Origin of the sequence: Oryzobacter faecalis, assembly GCF_046764005.1 — a bacterium.
Classification (GTDB): domain Bacteria; phylum Actinomycetota; class Actinomycetes; order Actinomycetales; family Dermatophilaceae; genus Oryzobacter; species Oryzobacter faecalis.
In genome coordinates this window covers 1-21,075 of the sequence record NZ_JBKOFW010000012.1, presented here as the reverse complement: position 1 = coordinate 21,075, position 21,075 = coordinate 1, and the positions used below count along the sequence as shown (strand labels likewise).

The 21,075-nt window shown below is 74.0% G+C and carries 19 protein-coding genes and 1 pseudogene; 9 read left to right on the top strand and 11 right to left on the bottom strand.

Annotation, left to right across the window (positions count from 1 at the left end):
* Positions 1-10 precede the first annotated feature (10 nt).
* The 4 genes from ACK8HX_RS16295 to ACK8HX_RS16280 are packed head-to-tail and all read left to right on the top strand — an operon-like array spanning position 11 to position 3,180.
* Complete coding sequence (locus ACK8HX_RS16295) at positions 11-976, top strand: metal ABC transporter substrate-binding protein (protein ID WP_411941769.1); 966 nt, start codon at positions 11-13, stop codon at positions 974-976.
* Positions 973-1,791, top strand: coding sequence for a metal ABC transporter ATP-binding protein (locus ACK8HX_RS16290; RefSeq protein ID WP_411941768.1), 819 nt, complete (start codon positions 973-975; stop codon positions 1,789-1,791). The genes ACK8HX_RS16295 and ACK8HX_RS16290 overlap by 4 nt, the downstream gene beginning before the upstream one ends.
* Complete coding sequence (locus ACK8HX_RS16285) at positions 1,784-2,770, top strand: metal ABC transporter permease (protein WP_411941767.1); 987 nt, start codon at positions 1,784-1,786, stop codon at positions 2,768-2,770. Before ACK8HX_RS16290 ends, ACK8HX_RS16285 begins: the two co-directional genes overlap by 8 nt.
* Positions 2,767-3,180, top strand: coding sequence for a Fur family transcriptional regulator (locus ACK8HX_RS16280; protein ID WP_411941766.1), 414 nt, complete (start codon positions 2,767-2,769; stop codon positions 3,178-3,180). Before ACK8HX_RS16285 ends, ACK8HX_RS16280 begins: the two co-directional genes overlap by 4 nt.
* Here ACK8HX_RS16280 and ACK8HX_RS16275 read toward each other — a convergent pair.
* The 5 genes from ACK8HX_RS16275 to recO are packed head-to-tail and all read right to left on the bottom strand — an operon-like array spanning position 3,171 to position 7,223.
* Complete coding sequence (locus ACK8HX_RS16275) at positions 3,171-3,926, bottom strand: TIGR03943 family putative permease subunit (RefSeq protein ID WP_411941765.1); 756 nt, start codon at positions 3,924-3,926, stop codon at positions 3,171-3,173. The genes ACK8HX_RS16280 and ACK8HX_RS16275 overlap by 10 nt on opposite strands.
* Positions 3,927-3,931: 5 nt before the next feature.
* Positions 3,932-4,996 (bottom strand): permease, encoded by a 1,065-nt coding sequence (locus ACK8HX_RS16270; protein WP_411941764.1) that lies wholly within the window; start codon positions 4,994-4,996, stop codon positions 3,932-3,934.
* 24 nt (positions 4,997-5,020) lie between these two features.
* Positions 5,021-5,674, bottom strand: a complete 654-nt coding sequence (locus ACK8HX_RS16265) for a maleylpyruvate isomerase N-terminal domain-containing protein (RefSeq protein ID WP_411941763.1) — start codon at positions 5,672-5,674, stop codon at positions 5,021-5,023.
* Between the two features lie 29 nt (positions 5,675-5,703).
* Positions 5,704-6,501, bottom strand: a complete 798-nt coding sequence (locus tag ACK8HX_RS16260) for an isoprenyl transferase (protein WP_411941762.1) — start codon at positions 6,499-6,501, stop codon at positions 5,704-5,706.
* Positions 6,498-7,223 carry a DNA repair protein RecO gene (gene recO / locus ACK8HX_RS16255; RefSeq protein ID WP_411941761.1) on the bottom strand — a complete coding sequence of 242 codons (726 nt, stop codon included), beginning with the start codon at positions 7,221-7,223 and terminating at the stop codon, positions 6,498-6,500. The genes ACK8HX_RS16260 and recO overlap by 4 nt, the downstream gene beginning before the upstream one ends.
* 179 nt (positions 7,224-7,402) lie before the next feature.
* Between recO and ACK8HX_RS16250 the strand changes: the two genes are divergently transcribed.
* A complete protein-coding gene (locus ACK8HX_RS16250) occupies positions 7,403-8,026 on the top strand; it encodes an alpha-ketoglutarate-dependent dioxygenase AlkB (protein ID WP_411941760.1) in 624 nt (207 codons plus the stop codon).
* A gap of 40 nt (positions 8,027-8,066) precedes the next feature.
* Here the strand turns inward: ACK8HX_RS16250 and ACK8HX_RS16245 are convergent, their stop codons facing one another.
* On the bottom strand, positions 8,067-8,417 hold the full coding sequence (locus tag ACK8HX_RS16245) for an iron chaperone (protein ID WP_411941759.1): 351 nt from the start codon (positions 8,415-8,417) through the stop codon (positions 8,067-8,069).
* Between the two features lie 100 nt (positions 8,418-8,517).
* Here ACK8HX_RS16245 and ACK8HX_RS16240 point away from each other — a divergent pair, with 100 nt between their 5' ends.
* Positions 8,518-11,190 carry a S8 family peptidase gene (locus ACK8HX_RS16240; protein ID WP_411941758.1) on the top strand — a complete coding sequence of 891 codons (2,673 nt, stop codon included), beginning with the start codon at positions 8,518-8,520 and terminating at the stop codon, positions 11,188-11,190.
* A 36-nt stretch (positions 11,191-11,226) separates the two neighbouring features.
* Here the strand turns inward: ACK8HX_RS16240 and ACK8HX_RS16235 are convergent, their stop codons facing one another.
* From ACK8HX_RS16235 to ACK8HX_RS16220, 4 genes are all read right to left on the bottom strand, one after another.
* Positions 11,227-12,105 (bottom strand): PfkB family carbohydrate kinase, encoded by an 879-nt coding sequence (locus ACK8HX_RS16235; protein ID WP_411941829.1) that lies wholly within the window; start codon positions 12,103-12,105, stop codon positions 11,227-11,229.
* Positions 12,102-13,847, bottom strand: a complete 1,746-nt coding sequence (gene leuA, locus ACK8HX_RS16230) for a 2-isopropylmalate synthase (protein WP_411941757.1) — start codon at positions 13,845-13,847, stop codon at positions 12,102-12,104. The genes ACK8HX_RS16235 and leuA overlap by 4 nt, the downstream gene beginning before the upstream one ends.
* Before the next feature lie 195 nt (positions 13,848-14,042).
* On the bottom strand, positions 14,043-14,819 hold the full coding sequence (ddaH, locus tag ACK8HX_RS16225) for a dimethylargininase (protein WP_411941756.1): 777 nt from the start codon (positions 14,817-14,819) through the stop codon (positions 14,043-14,045).
* Positions 14,816-15,838 (bottom strand): 1-aminocyclopropane-1-carboxylate deaminase, encoded by a 1,023-nt coding sequence (locus tag ACK8HX_RS16220; protein WP_411941755.1) that lies wholly within the window; start codon positions 15,836-15,838, stop codon positions 14,816-14,818. The genes ddaH and ACK8HX_RS16220 overlap by 4 nt, the downstream gene beginning before the upstream one ends.
* Positions 15,839-15,941: 103 nt before the next feature.
* Here ACK8HX_RS16220 and ACK8HX_RS16215 point away from each other — a divergent pair, with 103 nt between their 5' ends.
* Positions 15,942-16,922 (top strand): GNAT family N-acetyltransferase, encoded by a 981-nt coding sequence (locus tag ACK8HX_RS16215; RefSeq protein ID WP_411941754.1) that lies wholly within the window; start codon positions 15,942-15,944, stop codon positions 16,920-16,922.
* Here ACK8HX_RS16215 and ACK8HX_RS16210 read toward each other — a convergent pair.
* Entirely contained in the window at positions 16,896-17,150 is a 255-nt protein-coding gene (locus ACK8HX_RS16210) for an acyl-CoA-binding protein (RefSeq protein WP_411941753.1), read from the bottom strand. The two genes, ACK8HX_RS16215 and ACK8HX_RS16210, sit on opposite strands and share 27 nt — an antisense overlap.
* 58 nt (positions 17,151-17,208) lie before the next feature.
* Here ACK8HX_RS16210 and ACK8HX_RS16205 point away from each other — a divergent pair, with 58 nt between their 5' ends.
* Positions 17,209-19,170 (top strand): acyl-CoA dehydrogenase family protein, encoded by a 1,962-nt coding sequence (locus ACK8HX_RS16205; RefSeq protein WP_411941752.1) that lies wholly within the window; start codon positions 17,209-17,211, stop codon positions 19,168-19,170.
* Between the two features lie 890 nt (positions 19,171-20,060).
* Positions 20,061-21,075, top strand: a pseudogene (locus ACK8HX_RS16200) (hypothetical protein); the annotation flags it as partial.

The following is a 21,075-nucleotide window of genomic DNA, read 5'->3' as shown; positions in this document are numbered from 1 at the left end:
AATCGTTGTCATGAAGCGCTCCCTCCTCGCCCTGCCCGTCGCCGCCCTCCTCGCCGTCGGGGGCTGCGGGTCCGGGTCCGACGCTGCCGAGACGGGGGCCGGCTCCCCCTCGGCCGAGCCCGCGCTCCAGGTCACCGCCGCCTTCTACCCGCTGCAGTGGGCGAGCGAGCGCGTCGGCGGGGACCTCGTGGCCGTCGAGGGCCTGACGAAGCCGGGCTCGGAACCCCACGACCTCGAGCTGACCCCGAAGGCCGTCGCGGCACTCGCGTCCTCCGACGTCGTCGTCCACCTCGCGGGCTTCCAGCCGGCCGTCGACGACGCCGTGCGCACCCAGGCCCGCGAGGCCGGCTTCGACGTCGCCCCGGCGGCGGACCTGACGATCGCGGCGTCCGACGACGGCCACGACCACGCCGGGGAGAGCGCCGAGGAGCACGCGGAGCACGCCGACGAGGGGGCCACCGACCCGCACTTCTGGCTCGACCCGGTGCGTTTCCAGTCGGTCGCCACCGCCCTCGGCGAGCGCTTCGCGAGCGCCGACCCCGAGCACGCGGCCACCTACCGCGCCAACGCCAAGGCCCTCGTCGCCGACCTCGCCGCGCTCCACGCGGAGTTCGAGGCCGGCCTCGCCGAGTGCCGCAGCGACGAGCTCGTCACCGCCCACGTCGCGTTCGCCTACCTCGCCGAGCGCTACGGCCTCGCCCAGGAGGGCATCTCCGGGCTGAGCCCCGATGCCGAGCCCGACGCGGCGACGCTGCGCGAGCTCACCGCCCACGTCCGCGAGCACGGCGTCACCACCGTGTACGGCGAGACGCTCGTCGACCCCGCCCTGGCGCAGACCCTCGCGCGGGAGACCGGCGCCACCGTCGCCGTCCTCGACCCGATCGAGGGACTCACCGACGCCTCGAAGGGGTCGGACTACCTTGAGGTCATGCGGAGCAACCTCGAGGCCCTGAGGGCAGGGCAACAGTGTCGGTGACGGCGGCGGGCACTCCCCTCGTCGAGCTGCGGTCGGCGTCCTTCGGGTACGGCGACCGCACCGTCGTGTCCGGCGTCGACCTCACGATCCGGGCTGGGGAGGTCCTCGCCCTCCTCGGGCCCAACGGATCCGGCAAGTCGACCCTCGTGCGCGGGGTGCTCGGCCTCGCCGACCGCCTGGGCGGCGAGGTCAACGTCCTCGGGACGCCGCTCGAGCGGTTCCGCGACCACCCCCGGATCGGCTACGTCCCCCAGCGCCACTCGCTCTCGGCGTCGGTCCGTGCCACGGTCAGCGAGGTCGTCGCGGTCGGCCGGCTCGCGCACCGGCCGTGGTGGGCTCCCGCGTCGCGCACCGACCGCGCCGTCGTCCGCGACGCCATCGAGGCCGTCGGCCTCGCGGACCGCGCCGAGGAGGAGGTCGCCCGCCTGTCCGGGGGCCAGCAGCGGCGCGTCCTCATCGCCCGGGCCCTCGCGGGGGCGCCGGACCTGCTCGTCATGGACGAGCCGACCGCCGGCGTCGACCACGCGAGCCAGGTCGCCCTCGCCGAGGTGCTGCGCCGCCTCGCCGCCGACGGCACGTCGATGGTCGTCGTCACGCACGAGCTCGACGCCCTCCAGGACGTCGTGACCCGCATCGTCTGCCTCGACGCCGGCCACGTCGACCTCGACGGCACGCCCGAGCAGTGGGCGGCGCACACGCGCCACGAGGGGGGCTCGGGCCACCACCACGACGAGCCGAGGGCGGCCCTCCCCCGCCCCGGCGCCGTCCTCGGGTCCGGCCCGCTCGACCCCACCCCTGGGGTGCCCCGTGACTGAGCTGCTCGAGCTGGGGTTCATGCGCCAGGCGCTGCTCGCCGCGCTGCTGGCCGGCCTGGCCGCGCCCCTCGTCGGCGTCTTCCTCGTCCAGCGACGGATGTCGCTCATCGGCGACGGCATGGGCCACGTCGCCCTCGCCGGTGTCGCGGTCGGCCTCCTCACCGGCCAGCAGCCCGTCGTCACCGCGCTCGTGGCCGCGGTCGCGGCGGGCGTCGCCATCGAGCTGATCCGGGCGTCCGGGCGGACGAGCGGCGACGTCGCCCTCGCCGTGATGTTCTACGGCGGCATCGCCCTCGGCGTGGTCCTCATCGCGCGGTCGTCGGCCGGCAGCCCGGCCAACCTCACCGCCTACCTCTTCGGGGCGATCCTCACGACGAGCGGTGAGGACCTCGTCGTCCTCGCGGTCCTCGCCGCGGTCGTCCTCACCGTGACCCTCGTGCTGCGCCAGCGCTTCTTCGCGGTCGCGAACGACGAGGAGTACGCGCGCTCCGCCGGTCTGCCCGTCATGGCCCTCAACCTCGTCCTCGCCGGGCTCACGGCGGTCACGGTGGTCGTGTCGATGCGGGTCGTCGGGCTGCTGCTCATCAGCGCGCTGATGATCATCCCCAACGCCACCGCCCAGCTGGTCGCCCGCAGCTTCAGGGCGAGCCTCGCCTGGGCCGTCGCGATCGGCGTGGCGTGCAGCGTGGGCGGCGTCCTCGTCTCGTACGAGGCCGAGACCCCGTCCGGGGGCACCATCGTGCTCCTCGCGATCAGCCTCTTCCTCGTGACGAGCGTCGTCTCGGCGGCGCTCGCGCGGGTGCGGCGGGCCGCCCACGAAAGGGCCGAGCGGCACGACCACGAGCACGGGCCGCGGTGCGGCCACCCGGCGGTCGAGCACGGCGACCACGTGGACTACCTCCACGACGGTCACCGCCACGCCGCCCACGAGGGGCACTACGACGAGCACGGCGAGCACGCGGAGGTGGACGCCCGATGACCGACCAGACCCAGGCCGAGCGCCGGCCCACCCGGCAGCGCGCCGCCATCGCGACCGCCCTGTCCGGGGCCTCGGAGTTCCGGTCGGCACAGGAGATCCACGCCGACCTCGACCGGGCCGGCACCCGGGTCGGGCTCGCGACCGTCTACCGCAACCTGCAGGCGATGGCCTCCGACGGCGAGGTCGACGTCATCCGCACGACCGACGGCGAGGCGGTGTACCGGTCGTGCTCGACCCACCACCACCACCACGTCGTGTGCCGCTCGTGCGGGCTCGCGGTGGAGGTGACCGGTGACGCCGTCGAGCGCTGGGCGGAGGCCGTCGCGGCGGCCCACGGCTTCACCGAGGTGCGCCACACCGTCGAGATGGACGGCCTGTGCGCCGACTGCTCCCGGAGGGCCTACTCGTAGGGGTTCTCGGGCGCGCCGACCCGGCGCAGGTCCTCGACGACGAGGACCGGCAGCCGCTCCTCGCCCGGCGTGGCCAGCGGGGCCGGCTGCCAGGTGCCGACGACCTCGACCCACTCGTCCTCACCGACCGGCTGGGCGCCCTCGACCGCGACCTTGACGGCGAACCCGTCGGCCGCGCAGCAGTTGAGCGACATCCGCGTCAGCACCCACTCGCCGGGTCGACCTGCGGGAGAGGCGAACCCGAGCAGGCGCACCCGGCGGCCCTCGAGCGAGCGGTCGGCGTCGTACAGCGCCCGGCCCTGGAACTCGGCGAGCGTGAGGTCGAGCGGGTTGCCCTCGGGCAGCGGGCCCAGGCCGTCGGCCGTGGTGACCGTGATGATGCCGGTGTCCGCCGCCGCGGAGTACGAGCCGAGCGGCGGTGGGACGACGACCGCGAGGAGGAGGAAGGGAACGACGAGCAGCCATCCCACCCGCGGTCCGTGGGCGTGGTCGTGACCGTGCCCGTGGCCTTCCGCGTGGGCGCCCTCGGCGGCCACCGCCCCGTGGTGGACGGCGACGTCCTCGTCGTCCCAGTCGGGGTGGCGCCGGTCCTCCCACACGCCGTAGGCGCCCATCAGCAGCAGGATCGCGCTGGCCAGGACGATGGGGATGCGCAGCGAGGGCTTGACGAAGTTGAGGTAGATCCCGTTGAACGCCGCCACCGACGCGATGACGCCGATGACGAGGAGCAGGCCGCTCTGGGTCACACGCCTCACAGCAGCACCGCCCCGACCGCGAGCGCCGACGCGATGGCGACGAGGAAGGTCAGCGGGGCGAAGACCGTGGCGAACTGCCGCCCGAAGGTGCCGGCCTGCATCGCGAACAGCTTCACGTCGACAGCCGGCCCCACGACCATGAACGCGAGCTGGGCCGTCGGCGGGAACTGGCTCAGGCTCGCGGCGACGAAGGCGTCGGCCTCCGAGCAGACCGCGATGATGACGGCGAACCCGGCGAGGACCAGCACCGAGACGAGCAGGCTCCCCGCGAGGGTGTCGAGGACCGCCCGGGGCACGAGCACGTTGACCGTCGCCGCGACGGCGGAGCCCACGACGAGGAAGCCCCCGGCGTGCAGGAGGTCGTGCCGGGCCGCGGCGACGAGGTCGGCGAGGCGCCCGTGGCCGGTCGTGCGCCGGGAGGGCATCCGGATGAGGTGGTCGCGCCCGAGTCGCAGCCACAGCCAGCCCATGACCACCGCGGTGAGGAGGGAGGCCGAGAACCGCGCCCCCACCATCTCCCACCGCCCGGCGAACGCGACCGCCGTCGAGACGAGGACGACGGGGTTGATGGCGGGTGCCGCGAGCAGGAAGGTGAGCGCCACGGCCGGCTTGACCCCGCGCGACACCAGCGAGCCGGCGATGGGCACCGAGGCGCACTCGCAGCCCGGCAGGACCAGGCCCGACAGGCCCGCGACGGGGACCGCGGCGACGGGACGCCGGGGCAGCCAGCGGGTCAGGGCGTCGGCGGGGACGAGGACCGCGATCACCGCGGACAGCACGACCCCGAGGACGAGGAAGGGCAGCGCCTGCAGCCCGATGGACACGAAGACGGTGAGCCATGCGGCGAGCGCGGCCTGCGCGTCGACGAAGGACCCCAACCACGGCCGGAGCAGGATGAGGCCGAGCATGACCACGGACAGGGCCACCATCGACCAGTCGCCGCCGCGGCGTCCGTCACCGTCCTCGCTCGCTCGGCGGCGGGCGTCCTCGCGCTCGCGGGCGAGGTCGGACCGGCGCCTCAGGGGCGGGTCCGCTGCGGGTTCTCGGGTGACGGGATCCATCGCTGCCCACCCTAGGACGTGAGCTCAGAAGGCGGCGACGTTGCCCCCGGCGCGTTGCGGACGACTCAGGGCCCGCAGGACCGGCGTGGCTCCGTGACGGTCGACGGCGACGCCGGCGAGCAGCCCCGCGACCGCCTGGGCGGCCTCGAGGGGGACGTCCGGCGGGTCGACGCCGATGCTGGCGGCGAGGTCGTCCGCGTGGACGAGCACCTCCATCGTGCGGGTGAGCACGAAGTCGTGAGCGGTGAGCGCCCAGCCCTGCCACGGGACGAGCACGGCGTCCGGGAGCCGGGCTCCCGCGAGCACCGGGGCGAGCGCGCCGTCCAGCGCGCGCAGGTCGGCGGCGACGCGGCGAGCCAGGGGCTGGGGGCCACCCTCCGCGGCGGCGTCGGCGCCCTCGCGGATGGCGACGTTGGCCTCGTCGTCGGGGCCCGAGTGGACCCACGCGGCCCGTCTGTAGTGCTCGAGGACGGGGATCGGCGGCTCGCGGTGCGGTGGAGCGGACAGCAGGCGGACCACGGCCGCGGTCTGCCCGGCGAGGTGGTGGGCGAGGCCGCCGACCGTCATCCCGGCGCAGGCGCTCTCCTCGCCCCAGTGCCGCGCGACCTCGGGATGGGCGAGCAGGTCGGCGGCGACGGCAGCGACCCGGGGGTAGAGCTCGAGGAGTCGGTCGGGCATGGCGGCCACGCTAGCCGCCCTCCCGGTGCTCAGGCGGTGGGCGCCGCGGGGGTGTCGACAGCGCCGCCGTAGCGCCGTTCGCGGTCGACGTACTCCTGCACGGCCTCCCAGAGGTCGCGGCGGTCGTAGTCGGGCCAGAGGCGGTCCTGGAAGACCATCTCGGCGTAGGCGCTCTGCCAGAGGAGGAAGTTGCTCGTGCGCTGCTCCCCCGAGCTGCGGACGAAGAGGTCGACGTCGGGCATGTCGGGTTCGGGCAGGTAGCGGGCGACGGTGCGCTCGTCGACGTTCCTCGGCTTGAGGCGCCCGCGTGCGACGTCCTCGGCGAGCCGCTGGACGGCATCCCCGATCTCCGCGCGCCCGCCGTAGTTGACGCAGAAGTAGAGCGTGAGCCCGGTGTTGTGCTTCGTCAGCTCCTGGGCGACCTCCAGCTCCTTGATGACCGAGCCCCACAGCCGCGGGCGTCGCCCGACCCACCGCATGCGCACCCCCCACGAGTGCAGCTGGTCGCGGCGGCGGCGGATGACCTCGCGGTTGAACCCCATGAGGAAGCGGACCTCGTCGGGGCTGCGCTTCCAGTTCTCGGTGGAGAACGCATAGGCCGACAGGTGCGTGACCCCGACCTCGATGGCGCCGGCGACGACGTCGAGCAGGGCCGCCTCGCCCGCCTCGTGGCCCTTCGTGCGCGGGAGCCCGCGCTGGTTGGCCCAGCGCCCGTTGCCGTCCATGACGACCGCGACGTGGCGGGGCAGCCGGTCGGCCGGGAGGACGGGGGGGCGGGCGCCGCTCGGGTGCGCGAAGGGCTGCGCGGAGGGCGGCGGCGGGGTCACCGCTCCACCATACGGAGGCTGCGGATGCCCCGTTCGAGGTGCCACTGGAGGAAGGCCGCGGTCAGGCCGCTGCCCTCCGTGCGGTGGCGGGTGTCGGAGGCGTCGGCGAGCGACCAGTCGCCGGCGAGCAGGGCGGCGAGCAGGCGCAGGGTCTCCGGGGCGGGCGCGGCGCTGCCCGGGGGGCGGCAGACCGGGCACACCGCGCCACCCGCCACGACGTGGAAGCCGCGGTGCGGCCCCGCGGCACCGCACTTCGCGCAGTCGTGGAAGCTGGCAGCCCAGCCGGCGACCGCCATCGCGCGCAGCAGGTAGGCGTCGAGGACGAGGACAGGGTCGTGCTCGCGACCGGCGAGCGAGCGCAGCGCTCCGGCGAGGAGGAGGTACTGCTGGAGGGCGGGCTCGCGCTCCTCGGTGAGGCGGTCGCACGTCTCGAGGACGGCCGTGGCCGCGGTCCAGGACGGGTAGTCGCGGGCGATGGCCTCACCCCACGGGTCGAGCGTCTCGACCTGGGTCACCGTGTCGAGGCTGCGGCCCTCGTAGCACTGGACGTCGATGTGCATCCCCGGCTCGAGGCGGGCGCCGAAGCGGCTCTTCGTGCGCCGGACGCCCTTGCCGACGACCCGGACCTTGCCGAGGCGGCGGGTCAGGGCGGTGACGATGCGGTCGGCCTCACCCAGCTTGTGGGTGCGCAGGACGATCGCCTCGTCGCGGTACAGGGGCACAGGGCCATTGTCCCCCGGACCACCGACGCCGCCGCGCAACCTCGCGGCCCGTCGCGGTCCGTCGCGACCCGCTCTCCGCCCGAACGTGGGTGAAGATCGTCGGCCGGCCGACGATCTTCACCCACGTTCGCGAGGAGGCGGGTGTGGACAGGCGTTCGATTGTGGTCTAGGGTGGCGGCGTGACCGCACTCCAGGGGTCCCTGCTCGACCTGTCCGACGAGGTCGTCGTCGGACGGCTCGACGGTGTGGCCCGTCGCCACCTCGCCCACGGTGCGTGGGTGGACACGCTCACCGGGTGGGTGGGTGGCGCCGACGAGCTGTTCGCGGCACTGCGCCGGGACGTGCCCTGGGTGGCAGAACGGCGCCAGATGTACGACGCCGTCGTCGACGTGCCCAGGCTGCTGCGCTTCTACGGCGAGCACGACCCACTCCCCCACCCCGCCCTCGTCGAGGCGCGCGACGCGCTGTCCGCGCACTACGCCGACGAGCTCGGCGAGCCCTTCGCCACCGCGGGACTGTGCCTCTACCGCGACGGCCACGACTCCGTGGCCTGGCACGGCGACCGCATCGGCCGCTCCCGCGACGCGGACACGATGGTCGCCATCCTCTCCGTCGGGGCGCCCCGCGACCTCCTGTTGCGCCCGCGAGACGGCGGCTCCTCGATCCGGCTGCCGGAGGGCCACGGCGACCTGCTCGTCATGGGCGGCTCCTGCCAGCGCACGTGGGACCACTGCGTGCCGAAGACGGCCCGCCCGGTCGGTCCGCGGATCAGCATCCAGTTCCGCACCCGAGGTGTGCGCTGACCGGCTGCACACAGGTCGGCTTGGCGACCTGTGTCCCCCGTCAGCCGCGGATGGTGGCCCTGCGGAACTCGACGACACGGCGGACGAGGTCGGTCGGCAGGGGTTCGGTGTGCGGGAACTGCACCGAGCCCTTGCCCTGCGCGTAGCGCGAGAACTCCTGCGCGAACGCCTCGTGGCCGTTGGGAGTGGCGTAGAAGCCGACGTGCCTCGCGTAGCCGGCGAAGTACACGAGCGGCTTGCCGTCGAGCTTGTACGCCGGCATCCCGTACGCCATCGACTCGACGGCGTCGGGGGCGGCGGCGCGGATGACGTCGCGCATCCGGTCGAGCCGGGCCCGGACGTCGCCGTCGAAGCCCGCCAGGTACTCCTCCACGCTCCCCACCGACGCCATGGTCCGACGGTAGCGGCGCGGCAGGTATCAGCGACAGGACGCGGACCTCCTCCCCAGCACGAGTGCGTGCGCCCCGCACGCCCACGGAGGGGAGCCCCACATGACCTCGACCCACCCTGCCCGCCTGCTGACCGCCCTCGCGGTGGCCGCCACCACCTCGCTCGGCGCGGTCCTGCCGCTCACCAGCGCCGCGGCCGCGCCTCCACCGGCGGCGCGGTCGGTCGCACCCGCCGCCGCCGCCGACGACACGGTGCGCGTCATCGTCACCTACGACCGGATGGCGAGCGCCGGCGCCGTCGCCCGGCACGTGGCCCGCTCGGGGAAGGTGACGAGGACGATGAAGCGCACCCCCGTCCTCGTCGCCACGGTCCCCCGGTCCACGCTCGCCGACCTCCGCCGCGCCCCGCACGTGCGAGGCGTCATGCTCGACATCCCCGAGCCGGTGAACCTCGACAGCACCCTGCCCGTCATCAACGCCGATGACGTCCACACCGCGGGCCTCACCGGGGCCGGCGCCACGGTGGCCGTCCTCGACACCGGCGTCGACGTCGACCACCCGTTCCTCGGGGGGCGCGTCGTCGCCCAGTACTGCTCCTCCAGCCCGGCCGACGGCGGCGAGCAGTCGCTCTGCCCGGACGGCACCACCGAGGACGACAGCGCCGACGTCGACGGCCTCGCGGCCTGCCTCGACGGCACCGACAACATCTGCGACCACGGCACCCACGTCGCCGGGATCGCCGTCGGCAACGGTGCGGGCATCGTCGGCGCGCCCGCCGCGGGCGTGGCCCCCGGCGCGAACATCATCGCGATGCAGGTCTTCACCCGGTTCAACGACGCCGCCGACTGCCCCGGCGGCGCGCCGTGCGTCGCGTCGTACCCGTCGGACCAGATCAACGCCCTCGACGACCTCGCCGCTCTCGACACCGCCAACCCCGGCTGGAACGTCATCGCGGCCAACATGAGCCTGGGCGGGGGCATGTTCGCCGCCGCGTGCGACGGTGAGGCGCGCAAGACCCAGATCGACACCCTCCTGGCCCAGGGCGTCGCGACGGTGATCTCCGCCGGCAACGACTCGCACGGCGCGGCCGTCGGCCGGCCGGGCTGCATCTCGACCGCCTTCACCGTGGGCGCGACGAACGACGACGACACGGTGGCGGGCTACAGCAACCGCGGCACGCTCCTCGACGTCCTCGCCCCCGGCTCGGCCGTCGACTCCTCGGTCCCGGACGACGCGTACGGCGCAAAGAACGGGACGTCGATGGCGGCGCCCCACGTCACCGGTGCCCTCGCCGTGCTGCGCCAGCGGGAGCCGACCCGCTCGGTCGCCGACCTCATGCAGGACCTGCGCGACACCGGCGTCGACGTCAGCTACGCCTCGGGCGGCGGGACCGTCACCACCCCGCGGATCGACCTCCTCGCCGCGGCGAACGTCACCAACGAGGCCCCGGTCGTCACGCTCGACGCGCTGCCGGCCGCCGCCCCCGAGGGCAGCGCCGTGACCGCGACCGGCACGTGGAGCGACGCGGACGGCGACGACGTGACCCTCACGGCCAGCACCGGCACCGTCACCGAGGGAGCCGGGACCTGGACCTGGACCTCCACGCGGGGCGACGACGGCTCGGTCCCCGTGACGATCACGGCCACCGACCCGCTGGGGAAGACCGGTTCCGTCGGCTTCACCGCGACGTGGACCAACGTGGCCCCCACGGTCTCGCTCTCCCCGGTCGCGACCATCGCGGAGGGCGGGACGGTCACCGTCAGCGGGTCCTTCAGCGACCCGGGGTGGCTCGACACGCACACCGTGACGATCGACTGGGGCACCACCCAGGGCGTCACCGGCAGCCAGTCGGTCGACGTGACCCCGGGCGGGCCCGGCCCCGTCACCGCGACCTTCACCGCGTCGTACAGCTACGGCGACGACGGGTCCTACCCCGTGACGGTCACGGTCACCGACGACGACTCGGGCTCGGAGGACGCGGACCGCGCCGCCACGGTGACCAACGTCGCCCCCACCGCGACGCTCGACACGAGCACCGCCACCACCTGGAGCGGCCAGACGATCTTCTTCGTCACCGAGGGCGTCCCCGCGACGTTCGAGGCCGACTCGACCGACCCCGGCAGTGACGACCTCACCGCGTCGTGGTCGTTCGGTGACGGCGCCACCGCGTCGCACACGAGCCCGGTCAACCCGCCGGGGGCCGACCCCGCCTCGAGCCCGACGGTGCAGCCGCGCAGCATCACCGACGCAGCGACCCACACCTACACCGAGGCGTGCAGCCGCACCCTCGAGGTCGGCTTCACCGACGACGACGGCGGCGCCTCGCCGATCCGGACCGGCACGGTCGTCGTCCTCGGGACGAGCACCGACGCCGGCGGCCTCGGCTGGTGGCAGACCGACTACCGGGGCATCGTGCCGCGGCACTCGACGGCCGAGAAGCTGTGCCTGCTCTCGACCGTCCGCACCCTCAGCACCGTCTTCGACGAGGAGCGCCCGCTCACCACGGTCGCGCACGGCGAGAAGGTCCTCTGGCCCAAGCACAACGCCAGCAAGCGCGACACGTTCGACTCGCACCTGCTGACGCTCTGGCTCAACGTCGCCAGCGGGTCCGTCGGCCTGGGCGAGCCGCTCGACGCGGACGGCGACGGGAGCACCGAGACCACGGTCGGCGCCTTCGTCCTCGCGGCGGAGACCACGCGGAACTCGGTGTCGCCCAGCTCGACCCAGCTGCCAGCGCTCAAGGACGTCATCGAGCGGGTCAACGAGACGCACTGAGCGCCCGGGGTCAGCGGTCGGGCCCGGTCCGCCTCCTCAGGGGGTGGACCGGGCCCAGCCGCGCGCGCCCGCGGCAGCGACCGAACGGGAGGCGACGGCCACCGCGCCCGCGAGCGAGGCCGCGAGGTCGACGGTGCCGCGACGGCCGACGTCGGCGAGCAGGGCACCGTGGAGGACGTCACCCGCCCCGAGGGTGTCGACGACCTCGACCGGCGGCACGGCGACGGAGCCCTCGTCGCCCCCGGCCGACCGCCACGAGACCGGTCCGGCGCCGGCGCTGCGGGCGACCCACCACGGACCGAGGGAGAGCAGGTCCTCCAGCGAGTCCCCTGTGGGAGAACGGAAGTCCCCCGAGGCAACGAGGACGTCGACGTGCGCCAGCAGCGCCTCGAGTCCCGGCTTCCACGACCCGGCGTCGAGGATGACCGGGATGTCCCGCGCCCGGGCCGCCGCAGCCAGGGGGACCGCCACCGCGAGGTGGTGGCCGTCGACGAGCACGGCGGTGACGTCCTCGAGCAGTGCACGGAGCGCCGCAGCGTCCGGGACGTCGACGCCGGCCGAGGGTCCGGAGGCGTTGCGGGACACCACGGCCCGCTCCCCCGAGCCCTCGGTGACGAGCACGGTCGAGAGCGGCACCTCGAAACCGCGGGCCGCCACGTCGGCGAGCTCGACGCCGTGCGTCCCGACGTCGGCGCGGACGACGGTGGCGAGTGGCGAGGAGCCGACCGCCGTGACGAGCCGGGCCGGCACCCAGAGCAGCGCCGCGGTCACCGCCGCGTTGAGGGCCGGCCCACCCGCGGAGACCGACGCCGAACGGGCCACGACCTTCTCGTCGGGAGCGGGCAGTCGTTCGACCACCTGCGCGACGTCGACGGTCGCGAGCCCGCAGGCGAGGACGCGCGGGCGTTCGCTCAGGCCACGACCTCCCCGTCGCGTTCGGCCCGGTTCACGGCCGAGAGGATCGCGCGCAGGGACGCCTTGACGATCGACTCGTGGAGGCCGACCCCCCACAGCACCCGCTCGCCGACCGCGCACTCGACGTACGCAGCGGCGCGGGCGTCGCCACCGGCGGACAGCGCGTGCTCGTGGTAGTCGAGGACGCGGACGTCGACACCGAGCGGCTCGAGCGCGGCGATGAAGGCCGCGATCGGGCCGTTGCCCTGGCCGAAGACCTCGACCTCCTTGCCGTGGTCGGTGATGACGGCCTCGATGCGGTCCTGCCCCTCGTCGCTGCCGATGATCGTCGAGCGGACCGGGGCGAAGCGGCCCCACCGCTCGGCCTCGACCTCGCCGTAGAGGTACTCGTCGCCGAACATCTCCCAGATCTGCTCGGCCGACAGCTCGCCGCCCTCGGCGTCGGTGCGGCGCTGGACGACGTGGCTGAACTCGACTTGGAGGCGGCGGGGCAGGTCGAGCCCGTGCTCGGCCTTGAGCAGGTAGGACACCCCGCCCTTGCCGGACTGGCTGTTGACGCGGACCACGGCCTCGTAGGAGCGGCCGATGTCGTGTGGGTCGATGGGCAGGTAGGGCACGCCCCAGTCGATGTCGTCGATGCTCGTGCCGGCCTCCTTGGAGCGCCGGTCCATGTCGTCGAAGCCCTTCTTGATGGCGTCCTGGTGCGACCCGGAGAAGGCCGTGTAGACGAGGTCACCGCCCCACGGGTGCCGCTCGTGGACGGGCAGCTGGTTGCAGTACTCGACGGTGCGGCGGATCTCGGCCATGTCGGAGAAGTCGATCTGCGGGTCGATGCCCTGGCTGAACAGGTTCATCCCCAAGGTGACGAGGCAGACGTTGCCGGTGCGCTCGCCGTTGCCGAACAGGCAGCCCTCGATGCGGTCGGCGCCGGCGAGGTAGCCGAGCTCGGCCGCCGCGACGCCCTCGCCCCGGTCGTTGTGCGGGTGGAGGCTCACGACGACGGACTCGCGCCGGTCGAGGTGACGCACCATCCACTCGATGGAGTCGGCGTAGACGTTGGGGGTCGCCATCTCCACCGTCGCGGGCAGGTTGACGATCATCTTGTGGTCCGGCGTCGGGTCGATGACCGCGATGACCTCGTTGCAGATCCGCACCGCGAACTCGAGCTCGGTGCCCGTGTACGACTCGGGCGAGTACTCGTAGTAGACGTCGGTGTCCGGGACGGTCTCCTCGAGCTTGCGGCACAGCCGCGCCCCCTGGAGGGCGATGTCGATGATCCCCTCCTCGCTCATCCCGAACACGACGCGGCGCTGGAGCACCGAGGTCGAGTTGTAGAAGTGCACGATGGCCTGCCTCGATCCGCGGATGGCGTCGAAGGTCCGCTCGATGAGGTGGTCGCGGCACTGCGTGAGCACCTGGATCGTCACGTCGTCGGGGATGTGGCCGCCCTCGATGAGCTCGCGGCAGAAGTCGAAGTCGGTCTGGCTCGCGCTCGGGAAGCCGACCTCGATCTCCTTGTAGCCCATCTTCACGAGGAGCTTGAACATCCGCATCTTGCGCTCGGAGTCCATCGGGTCGATGAGCGCCTGGTTGCCGTCACGGAGGTCGACCGCGCACCAGCGCGGGGCCTTGGTCATCACCCGGTCCGGCCAGGTGCGGTCGGGCAGGTGGACGTCGATCTGGTCCTGGAAGGGGACGTACTTGCGAGTCGGCATCCCGGAGGGCTGCTGGGGGTGGATCACGGTTCTACGCCTTCGTCTCGTCTGCTGGAGCCGGCCGTGCAGCAAGCGCTCCGCGACGAGGGGCGGCCGATGTCAGGCCCCGCCGCGGCAGCGAAGGAGGAGGAGGTGTCCGTGACGCACGGTGCCACTGTGCCACGCGGGCCCGGGCCCCGGCCACCCCGTCCACGACCCAAGACCGGGCGAGCGAGCGCGACCCTAGCGGCGGATGCGCACCGACAGGCAGGTGACGCAGCCCTCCATCTTCTCGAACTCGCCGATGTCGACCTCGGTGACGCGGTACCCGCGGTCGCGGTAGGAGGCGGCGGTGCGCGGCGCGCTCGAGGCCATGAGCAGGTGGTCGGCCGCGAGGAGGACGACGTGCGCCCCGCCCTCCTCCGGGACGTCCTCGTACACGGGGAAGGCCTCACGGTCGTCGACGACCGGCGCCCATCCGACGACGGTGCCGTCGGGAAGGGCGGTGCACGCCGACTTCAGGTGCAGCGCCCGGCTGACCGGGACCGCCTGCACACGGATCCCGAACTCGCGCAGCAGGGTTGCGAGCTGGTGGATGCCGGCCCCGTTGCTCCGCCCACCGAGCCCGACGTACGCGGTGTCACCGACCCGGAGGACGTCGCCGCCGTCGAGGGTTCCCGGCGCCTGGATGTGCGCGACCCGCAGGCCGAGCTCCCGGACGGCCGCCTCCACCCCCGCGGCCTCGCGCCGCCGCTGCTCGGCCCCGGAGCGGGCGATGACCGCGAGATCGCCGTGGACGACGACGGGGTCCTCGACGAACACCGCGTCCGGGCAGTCGTCGGCGGGCTCGACCTCGTGGATGGCCCAGCCGGCGTCCCGCAGCGCGGCGACGTAGCCGTCCCACTGCTGGCGGGCGAGCTCGACGTCGACCGGCGAGCGGTCGATGTGCGTGATGATCCCCTCCGCCAGCCGGGGCCCCGGGCGGCGGACGAGGGCGAGCGGGCGGGCGGAGCCGGTCACGAGGACCACAGCGAGTGGTACGCGTTGACCGCCGGCTGCCCACCGAGGTGCGCGTAGAGGACCGTGCTGTCGCGCGGGATGTCGCCGGTACGTACGAGGTCCACGAGGCCGGCGAGCGACTTCCCCTCGTAGACCGGGTCGGTGATCATCGCCTCCAGCCGGGCACCGAGGCGGATGGCCTCCATCGTCGAGTCGACGGGGATGCCGTAGAGGTCGCCGGCCCAGTCGGGCAGCAGGGTCAGCTCGTCGTCGCGCAGGTCGCGGCCGAGCTCGATGACCTCGGCCGTGTTGCGCGCGATGCGCTCGAGCTGGTCGCGGGTCCGGTCGAGCGTGGCGCTCGCGTCGATGCCGATGACGCGGCGCCGCACCCCGGTGAGGTCCTCGAGCGCCGCGAAGCCCGCGACCATCCCTGCGTGGGTCGAGCAGGTCACCGTGCAGACGACGATCGTGTCGAAGAAGACGCCGAGGGCCTTCTCCTGCTCGGCCACCTCGAAGGCCCAGTTCGCGAAACCCACTCCGCCGAGGGGATGTTCGGACGCGCCGGCCGGGATCGCGTACGGCGTGCCGCCCGCCTCCTCGACCTCGCGCAGCGCCTCGCGCCACGAGTCGCGGATGCCGATGTCGAAGCCGTGCGGGTCGAGGCGGGGGTCCGCGCCCATCATCCGCGACAGGAGGATGTTGCCCACCTTGTCGTTGACCGGGTCGTCCCAGGGGACCCACTTCTCCTGCACGAGACGGCACCTCAGCCCGAGGTGCGCCGCGACGGCGGCGACCTGGCGGGTGTGGTTCGACTGGTAGCCCCCGATGGACACGAGGGTGTCCGCCCCGCTCGCGAGGACGTCCGGGACGATGTACTCCAGCTTGCGGATCTTGTTGCCGCCGTACGCGAGCCCGCTGCTGACGTCCTCCCGCTTGGCCCAGACCTGGGCCCCGCCGAGGTGGTCGCTCAGGCGGCGGAGGTGGTGCACCGGGCTCGGTCCGAAGGTCAGCTCGTACCGGGGGATCTCGTGGAGCCTCATGGGGCGATTCTGTCGCGGACGAGGCCCGCAGGCCACGGTGCCTCCGGACCGCCGGCACCGAAAGAGCGTGCGTGTCGGCCCCGTGAGCGGGCAGGCTGACCCCGTGACCAGCCCGTCGAGCGCTCCCACCCCGCTCCCCCCGCTGCCCGCCGGACACACGGCGCGCCCCGCGGTGCCCACCGACCTCGACGCCGTCTTCCGCGTCCACGCCGACGCCGAGGTGCTCGACGCGGGCGTCCTCGCCATCGAGCCGGAGGACATCGCCGGCGACTGGGCCCGACCGAGCATGAACCTCGCCGACGACACGCTGGTCGTCCTCGACGAGCACGGTGTGGTCGTCGCGTCCGCGGAGGTCTCCCGGGCCGGACGACACCGCGACGCCGCCGTGCACCCCCAGGCGCGCGGGCGCGGCATCGGGGCCCACCTCGTCGCGTGGAGCGAGCAGCGGGCGCGGCAGCTCGGGTCGCCCACGCTGGGCCAGCACGTTCCGGAGGGGTCGTCGCCGCACCGGTACCTCGCGGGGCTCGGCCACCGGGTCGGGCACACCGCGTGGGTCCTCGTCCTGCCCGAGGGGAGGTCGGTGCCCGAGCGCGACCTGCCGGAGGGGTACGCCTTCGCGACCATCGAGGACGAGGCCCGTCGGCACGCCGCGCACGAGGTCGTCCAGGACGCCTTCGGCGAGTGGGAGGGGCGGGGCCGGGAGAGCTACGACGACTGGTCCGCGACGACCGTCGCCCGTCCCGGCGCCCAGCCGTGGCAGCTGCGCGTCGTCGAGCGGGAGGGGGTCGTCGTCGCGACCTGCTTCACGATCCTCGACAGCCAGGGGACGGGCTACGTCTCGCAGCTGGCGGTCGCCCGGGAACACCGTGGCCGCGGCCTCGCGCAGGCGCTCCTGGCCGACGCGTTCCGGCGCGCCCGCGAGCGGGGGGCGACGCGCAGCGAGCTCTCGACCGACTCGCGCACCGGCGCCCTCGACCTCTACCTCAAGGTCGGGATGGAGCCGACCCAGACGTGGGTCAACCTCGTCACCGACCTCGGGTCAGGCGCCGACCTCGGGTCAGGCGCCGAGCCCGCGGACGAGTGAGACGTACGCCTCGCGGGCGTCGTCGGCGCTCATCCCCCGCACCTCGGCCCACGCGTCGTACTTCGCGCGCCCGACGAGGTTCGTGAAGCCGGGGCGCTTGCCGTCGACGTCGCCGTCGGTCGCCTGCTTGTACAGCGCGTAGAGCCTGAGCTTGGTGTCGTTGCCCGGGTCGCTCGCGAGGCCCTTGACGTCCTCGGCCGCGGCGCGGAACTCCTCCTCGGTTGCCATGGCGACACCCTACGACCGCGGGGCACGATGGGGGTCCGGCGAGGTGAGGAGCACGACCATGAGCTCGAGCACGCAGACGTCCGGCGCCGCCGGCGCGACCCCGGGCCGGCGAGGGCCTAGCGAGAAGGAGGCGCGCGAGGTCGCCGAGGCGGCCCGTGAGTCCGGCTGGAGCAAGCCGAGCTTCGCGAAGGAGCTCTACCTCGGGAGGTTCGACCTGGACCTGGTCCACCCCCACCCCCGGCCCGACCCCGACGACGAGGCCCGGACGACCGAGTTCCTCGCGCGGCTGCGCGCGGTGTGCGAGGGCCTGGACGGCGAGGAGATCGAACGCGACGCGCTCGTCCCCGACGCCACCATCAAGGCCCTCGCCGACATCGGGGCGTTCGGGATGAAGATCCCCGTGGCCTACGGCGGGCTGGGGCTGTCGACCGTCGCCTACGCGCGGGCCCTCATGCTCATCGGCTCGGTGCACCCCGCGCTCGGGGCGCTGCTGTCCGCCCACCAGTCGATCGGTGTGCCCGAGCCGGTCAAGCTCGTCGGCACCGACGACCAGAAGCAGCGCTTCCTCCCGCGGTGCGCGGCCGGAGCCATCTCGGCCTTCCTCCTCACCGAGCCCGACGTCGGCTCCGACCCGGCGCGGATGGCGAGCACCGCCACACCCGTCGACGGCGGGTCCGCCTACCTCCTCGACGGCGTCAAGCTGTGGACGACGAACGGGGTCGTCGCCGAGCTCCTCGTCGTCATGGCGCGGGTCCCCGCGCACGACGGAGGACGCGGCGGCATCACGGCTTTCGTCGTCGAGGGCGACGCCGAGGGGATCACGGTCGAGCGCCGGAACGCGTTCATGGGCCTCCGGGGCATCGAGAACGGGCTGACCCGCCTGCACCGGGTCCGGGTGCCGGCCGAGAACCGCCTCGGGCGCGAGGGCGAGGGCCTGAAGATCGCGCTGACCACCCTCAACGCCGGGCGGCTGTCCATCCCGGCGATGTGCGCGGCGGCGGCGAAGTGGTCGCTGAAGATCTCGCGCGAGTGGTCGGCGGAACGGGTCCAGTGGGGCCGGCCGGTCGGGAGGCACGAGGCGGTCGGCGGCAAGATCGCCTTCGTCGCCGCGACCGCGTTCGCCCTCGAGTCGGTCGTCGAGCTGTCCTGCGCCCTCGCCGACGCCGGCGAGACCGACATCCGCATCGAGGCGGCGCTCGCGAAGCTGTGGGCGAGCGAGATGGCGTGCCGGGTGGCCGACGAGCTGGTCCAGATCCGCGGGGGGCGCGGGTACGAGACCGCGGCGTCGCTGCGGGCGCGGGGCGAACGGGCGGTCCCCGCGGAGCAGGTGCTCCGCGACCTGCGGATCAACCGGATCTTCGAGGGCTCGAGCGAGATCATGCACCTCCTCATCGCGCGCGAGGCCGTCGACGAGCACCTCGAGGCCGCGGGCGAGCTCGCCTCTGCCGACGCCGACCTCGCCGCCAAGGCCCGGGCTGCCGCCGCTGCGTCCGGGTTCTACGCGAAGTGGCTGCCGCAGCTCGTCGCCGGACCGGGCGCCGTGCCGACCGCGTTCTCCGAGTTCGGCCCCCTGGCCCGCCACCTGCGCTATGTCGAGCGGTCCTCGCGCCGGCTCGCGCGCCAGACGTTCTACGGGATGTCGCGCTGGCAGGCCGCGATGGAGCACCACCAGCGCTTCCTCGGCCGCGTCGTCGACATCGGCGCCGAGCTGTTCGCGATGACGGCCGTCTGCGTCCGGGCCCAGATGCTGCGGGAGGACTCGCCCGAGCAGGGACGCTCCGCGCAGCGGCTCGCTGACGCGTTCTGTGCGCAGGCCCGGCTTCGGGTCGAGGTGCTCTTCGATTCGCTGTGGACCAACTCCGACGACGTCGACCGCCGTCTGGCCGCCGACGTGCTGGGGGGCGACCTCACCTGGCTCGAGGAGGGCGTCCTCGACCCGAGCGAGGGCACCGGCCCGTGGATCGCACCGTGGGAGCCGGGACCGAGCACCGAGGAGTCGGTCTGGCGCCGCACCCGATGACGAGTGGCGGCTCCGGTGCGTCGGTGTCTCGGGTCATCGGCGCCGCTGGACGCGCCGGGTCGCGCGGCTCCCGCCGAGTCGCCGGGTCCCGCCGAGTCGCGCGGCTCCCGCCGAGTCACGCGGCTCCCGCCGGGTCGCCCGGGTCCCCCCGAGTCACGCGGTTCCCGCCGTCCGGCCGTCATGATGACGCGGGTCGCCGCTCGCGTCCCTCCTCGCCTGCCGCTCGGCCTCCTTCACAGGCGCCCGGAGGGCATCCCGCTCGACGTCGTTCGGTTGCCGCTCACCACCCGTTGGGCGCACCGTCCCTCTCGCCTTCCGCTCGGCCTCTTTCACAGGCGCCTGGGCGCCGTCACGCTCGGCGTCCTCCCCTTTGCCCGCTCACCACCCGCTGGGCGTCCTCCCCTTGCCCGCTCACCACCCGCTGGGCGCACCGCCCACCTCGCCTTCCGCTCGGCCTCGTTCACAGGCGCCTGGGCGGCGTCCCGCTCGGCTTGGTTCCGTTGCCGGCTCACCACCCGTTGGGCGCACCGCCCACCTCGCCTTCCGCTCGGCCTTCACAGGCGCCTGGGCGGAGTCCCGCTCGGCTTGGTTCCGCTGTCCACTCATCACCCGCTGGGCGCACCCGCCCACCTCGCCTCGCGCCGGGCCTGCTCCACAGACGGCCTGGACGCGTCGCCCCCCTCCCCGCCCCCCGCGAACGTGGGTGAAGATCGTCGCTGGGCCGACGATTCTCACCCACGTTCGCCCGGCGCAGGGCGGTGCGGAGGGCGCGCACCGACGTCAGGTCGCCGCGCGAATTCCGCTGTGGGTCATCCACATTCGAGGCTATCGAACACTTGTGCTAACGGTCGTCGGCGGGTAGGCTCGCAGGTACAGGGGAGGGGGACAGCATGAGCAGCACCACACCAGCGACCAGCAGCCGCACCGGGCATCCGAACGAGCTGCTCACCCTCCTGCACGACACGCAGACCCTGCTCGCTGCGCTCCCCGCGCCGTCACCGACCTCGGGTTCCCGCCAGGCGTGGGCCGAGGTGATCCGCTCCTGCCAGCAGGTCGTCAACGCGGTGTCGGCGGTGCAGGACGAGGCGATCGTCGCCCTGGCCGCGATCGAACCGGTCACGCTCGAGGACGGCACCGACGCCGAGACCCACAAGGCACCCGGTCACGTCGCCCTGGACGCGGCCGCGGTCGTGTCCGGGGCCCTGGAGGTCACCGCGAACCACGCCAGCGACCGGGTCCGCGACGCGCTCCGGTGGGCCGCCGACGGCAACCCCGGCACCACCGCCTGCACCGGCCTGGGCGGGCTCCACGCGGCGATGCGCACCGGCGACCTGGACCGGTACCGCGCCGGGGTCGTCGCCCACGAGCTGGAGGAGGCACCGGCGCCGGTCGCCGAGACCGTCATCGCCACCCTCGGTCAGCACCTCGCGTCCGAGACCGGCACCCAGCTGCGGCGCCGGACGCGGCGGCTGCTCGCGAGGGTCAGCCCCGACCTGCTCCGCCAGCGAGCGGCCCGGGCCCGGCAGGAGTGCGGGCTACGCCGCCGCGTCGGCGAGCCCGGCGTGGACCAGTGGGAAGGGTCGTTCCCCTCCGAGGACGCCGCGAAGGCGTGGGCCGCGATCGACACCCGCGCCCACCAGCTCGTCACCGACAAGGTGCACGACCGGATCGACCGCGCCCGCGCCCAAGCCCTCATCGACCTCGTCATGCAGTCGGCGACGGTCACCACCGTCATCACCCTCACCGTCCCTGCAACCGCTCCCGTGCCTGACCCCATCACCCACCGGGCTCCCGCGGTCGACGCCGAGCCCGCGACCCCCGCTGAGCCCTCGACCGCCGGTGCGATCTCGACCGCTGCCGCGACGGCCGAGACGACTCCGACCGTCAGCGAGGACCGGACCGCCA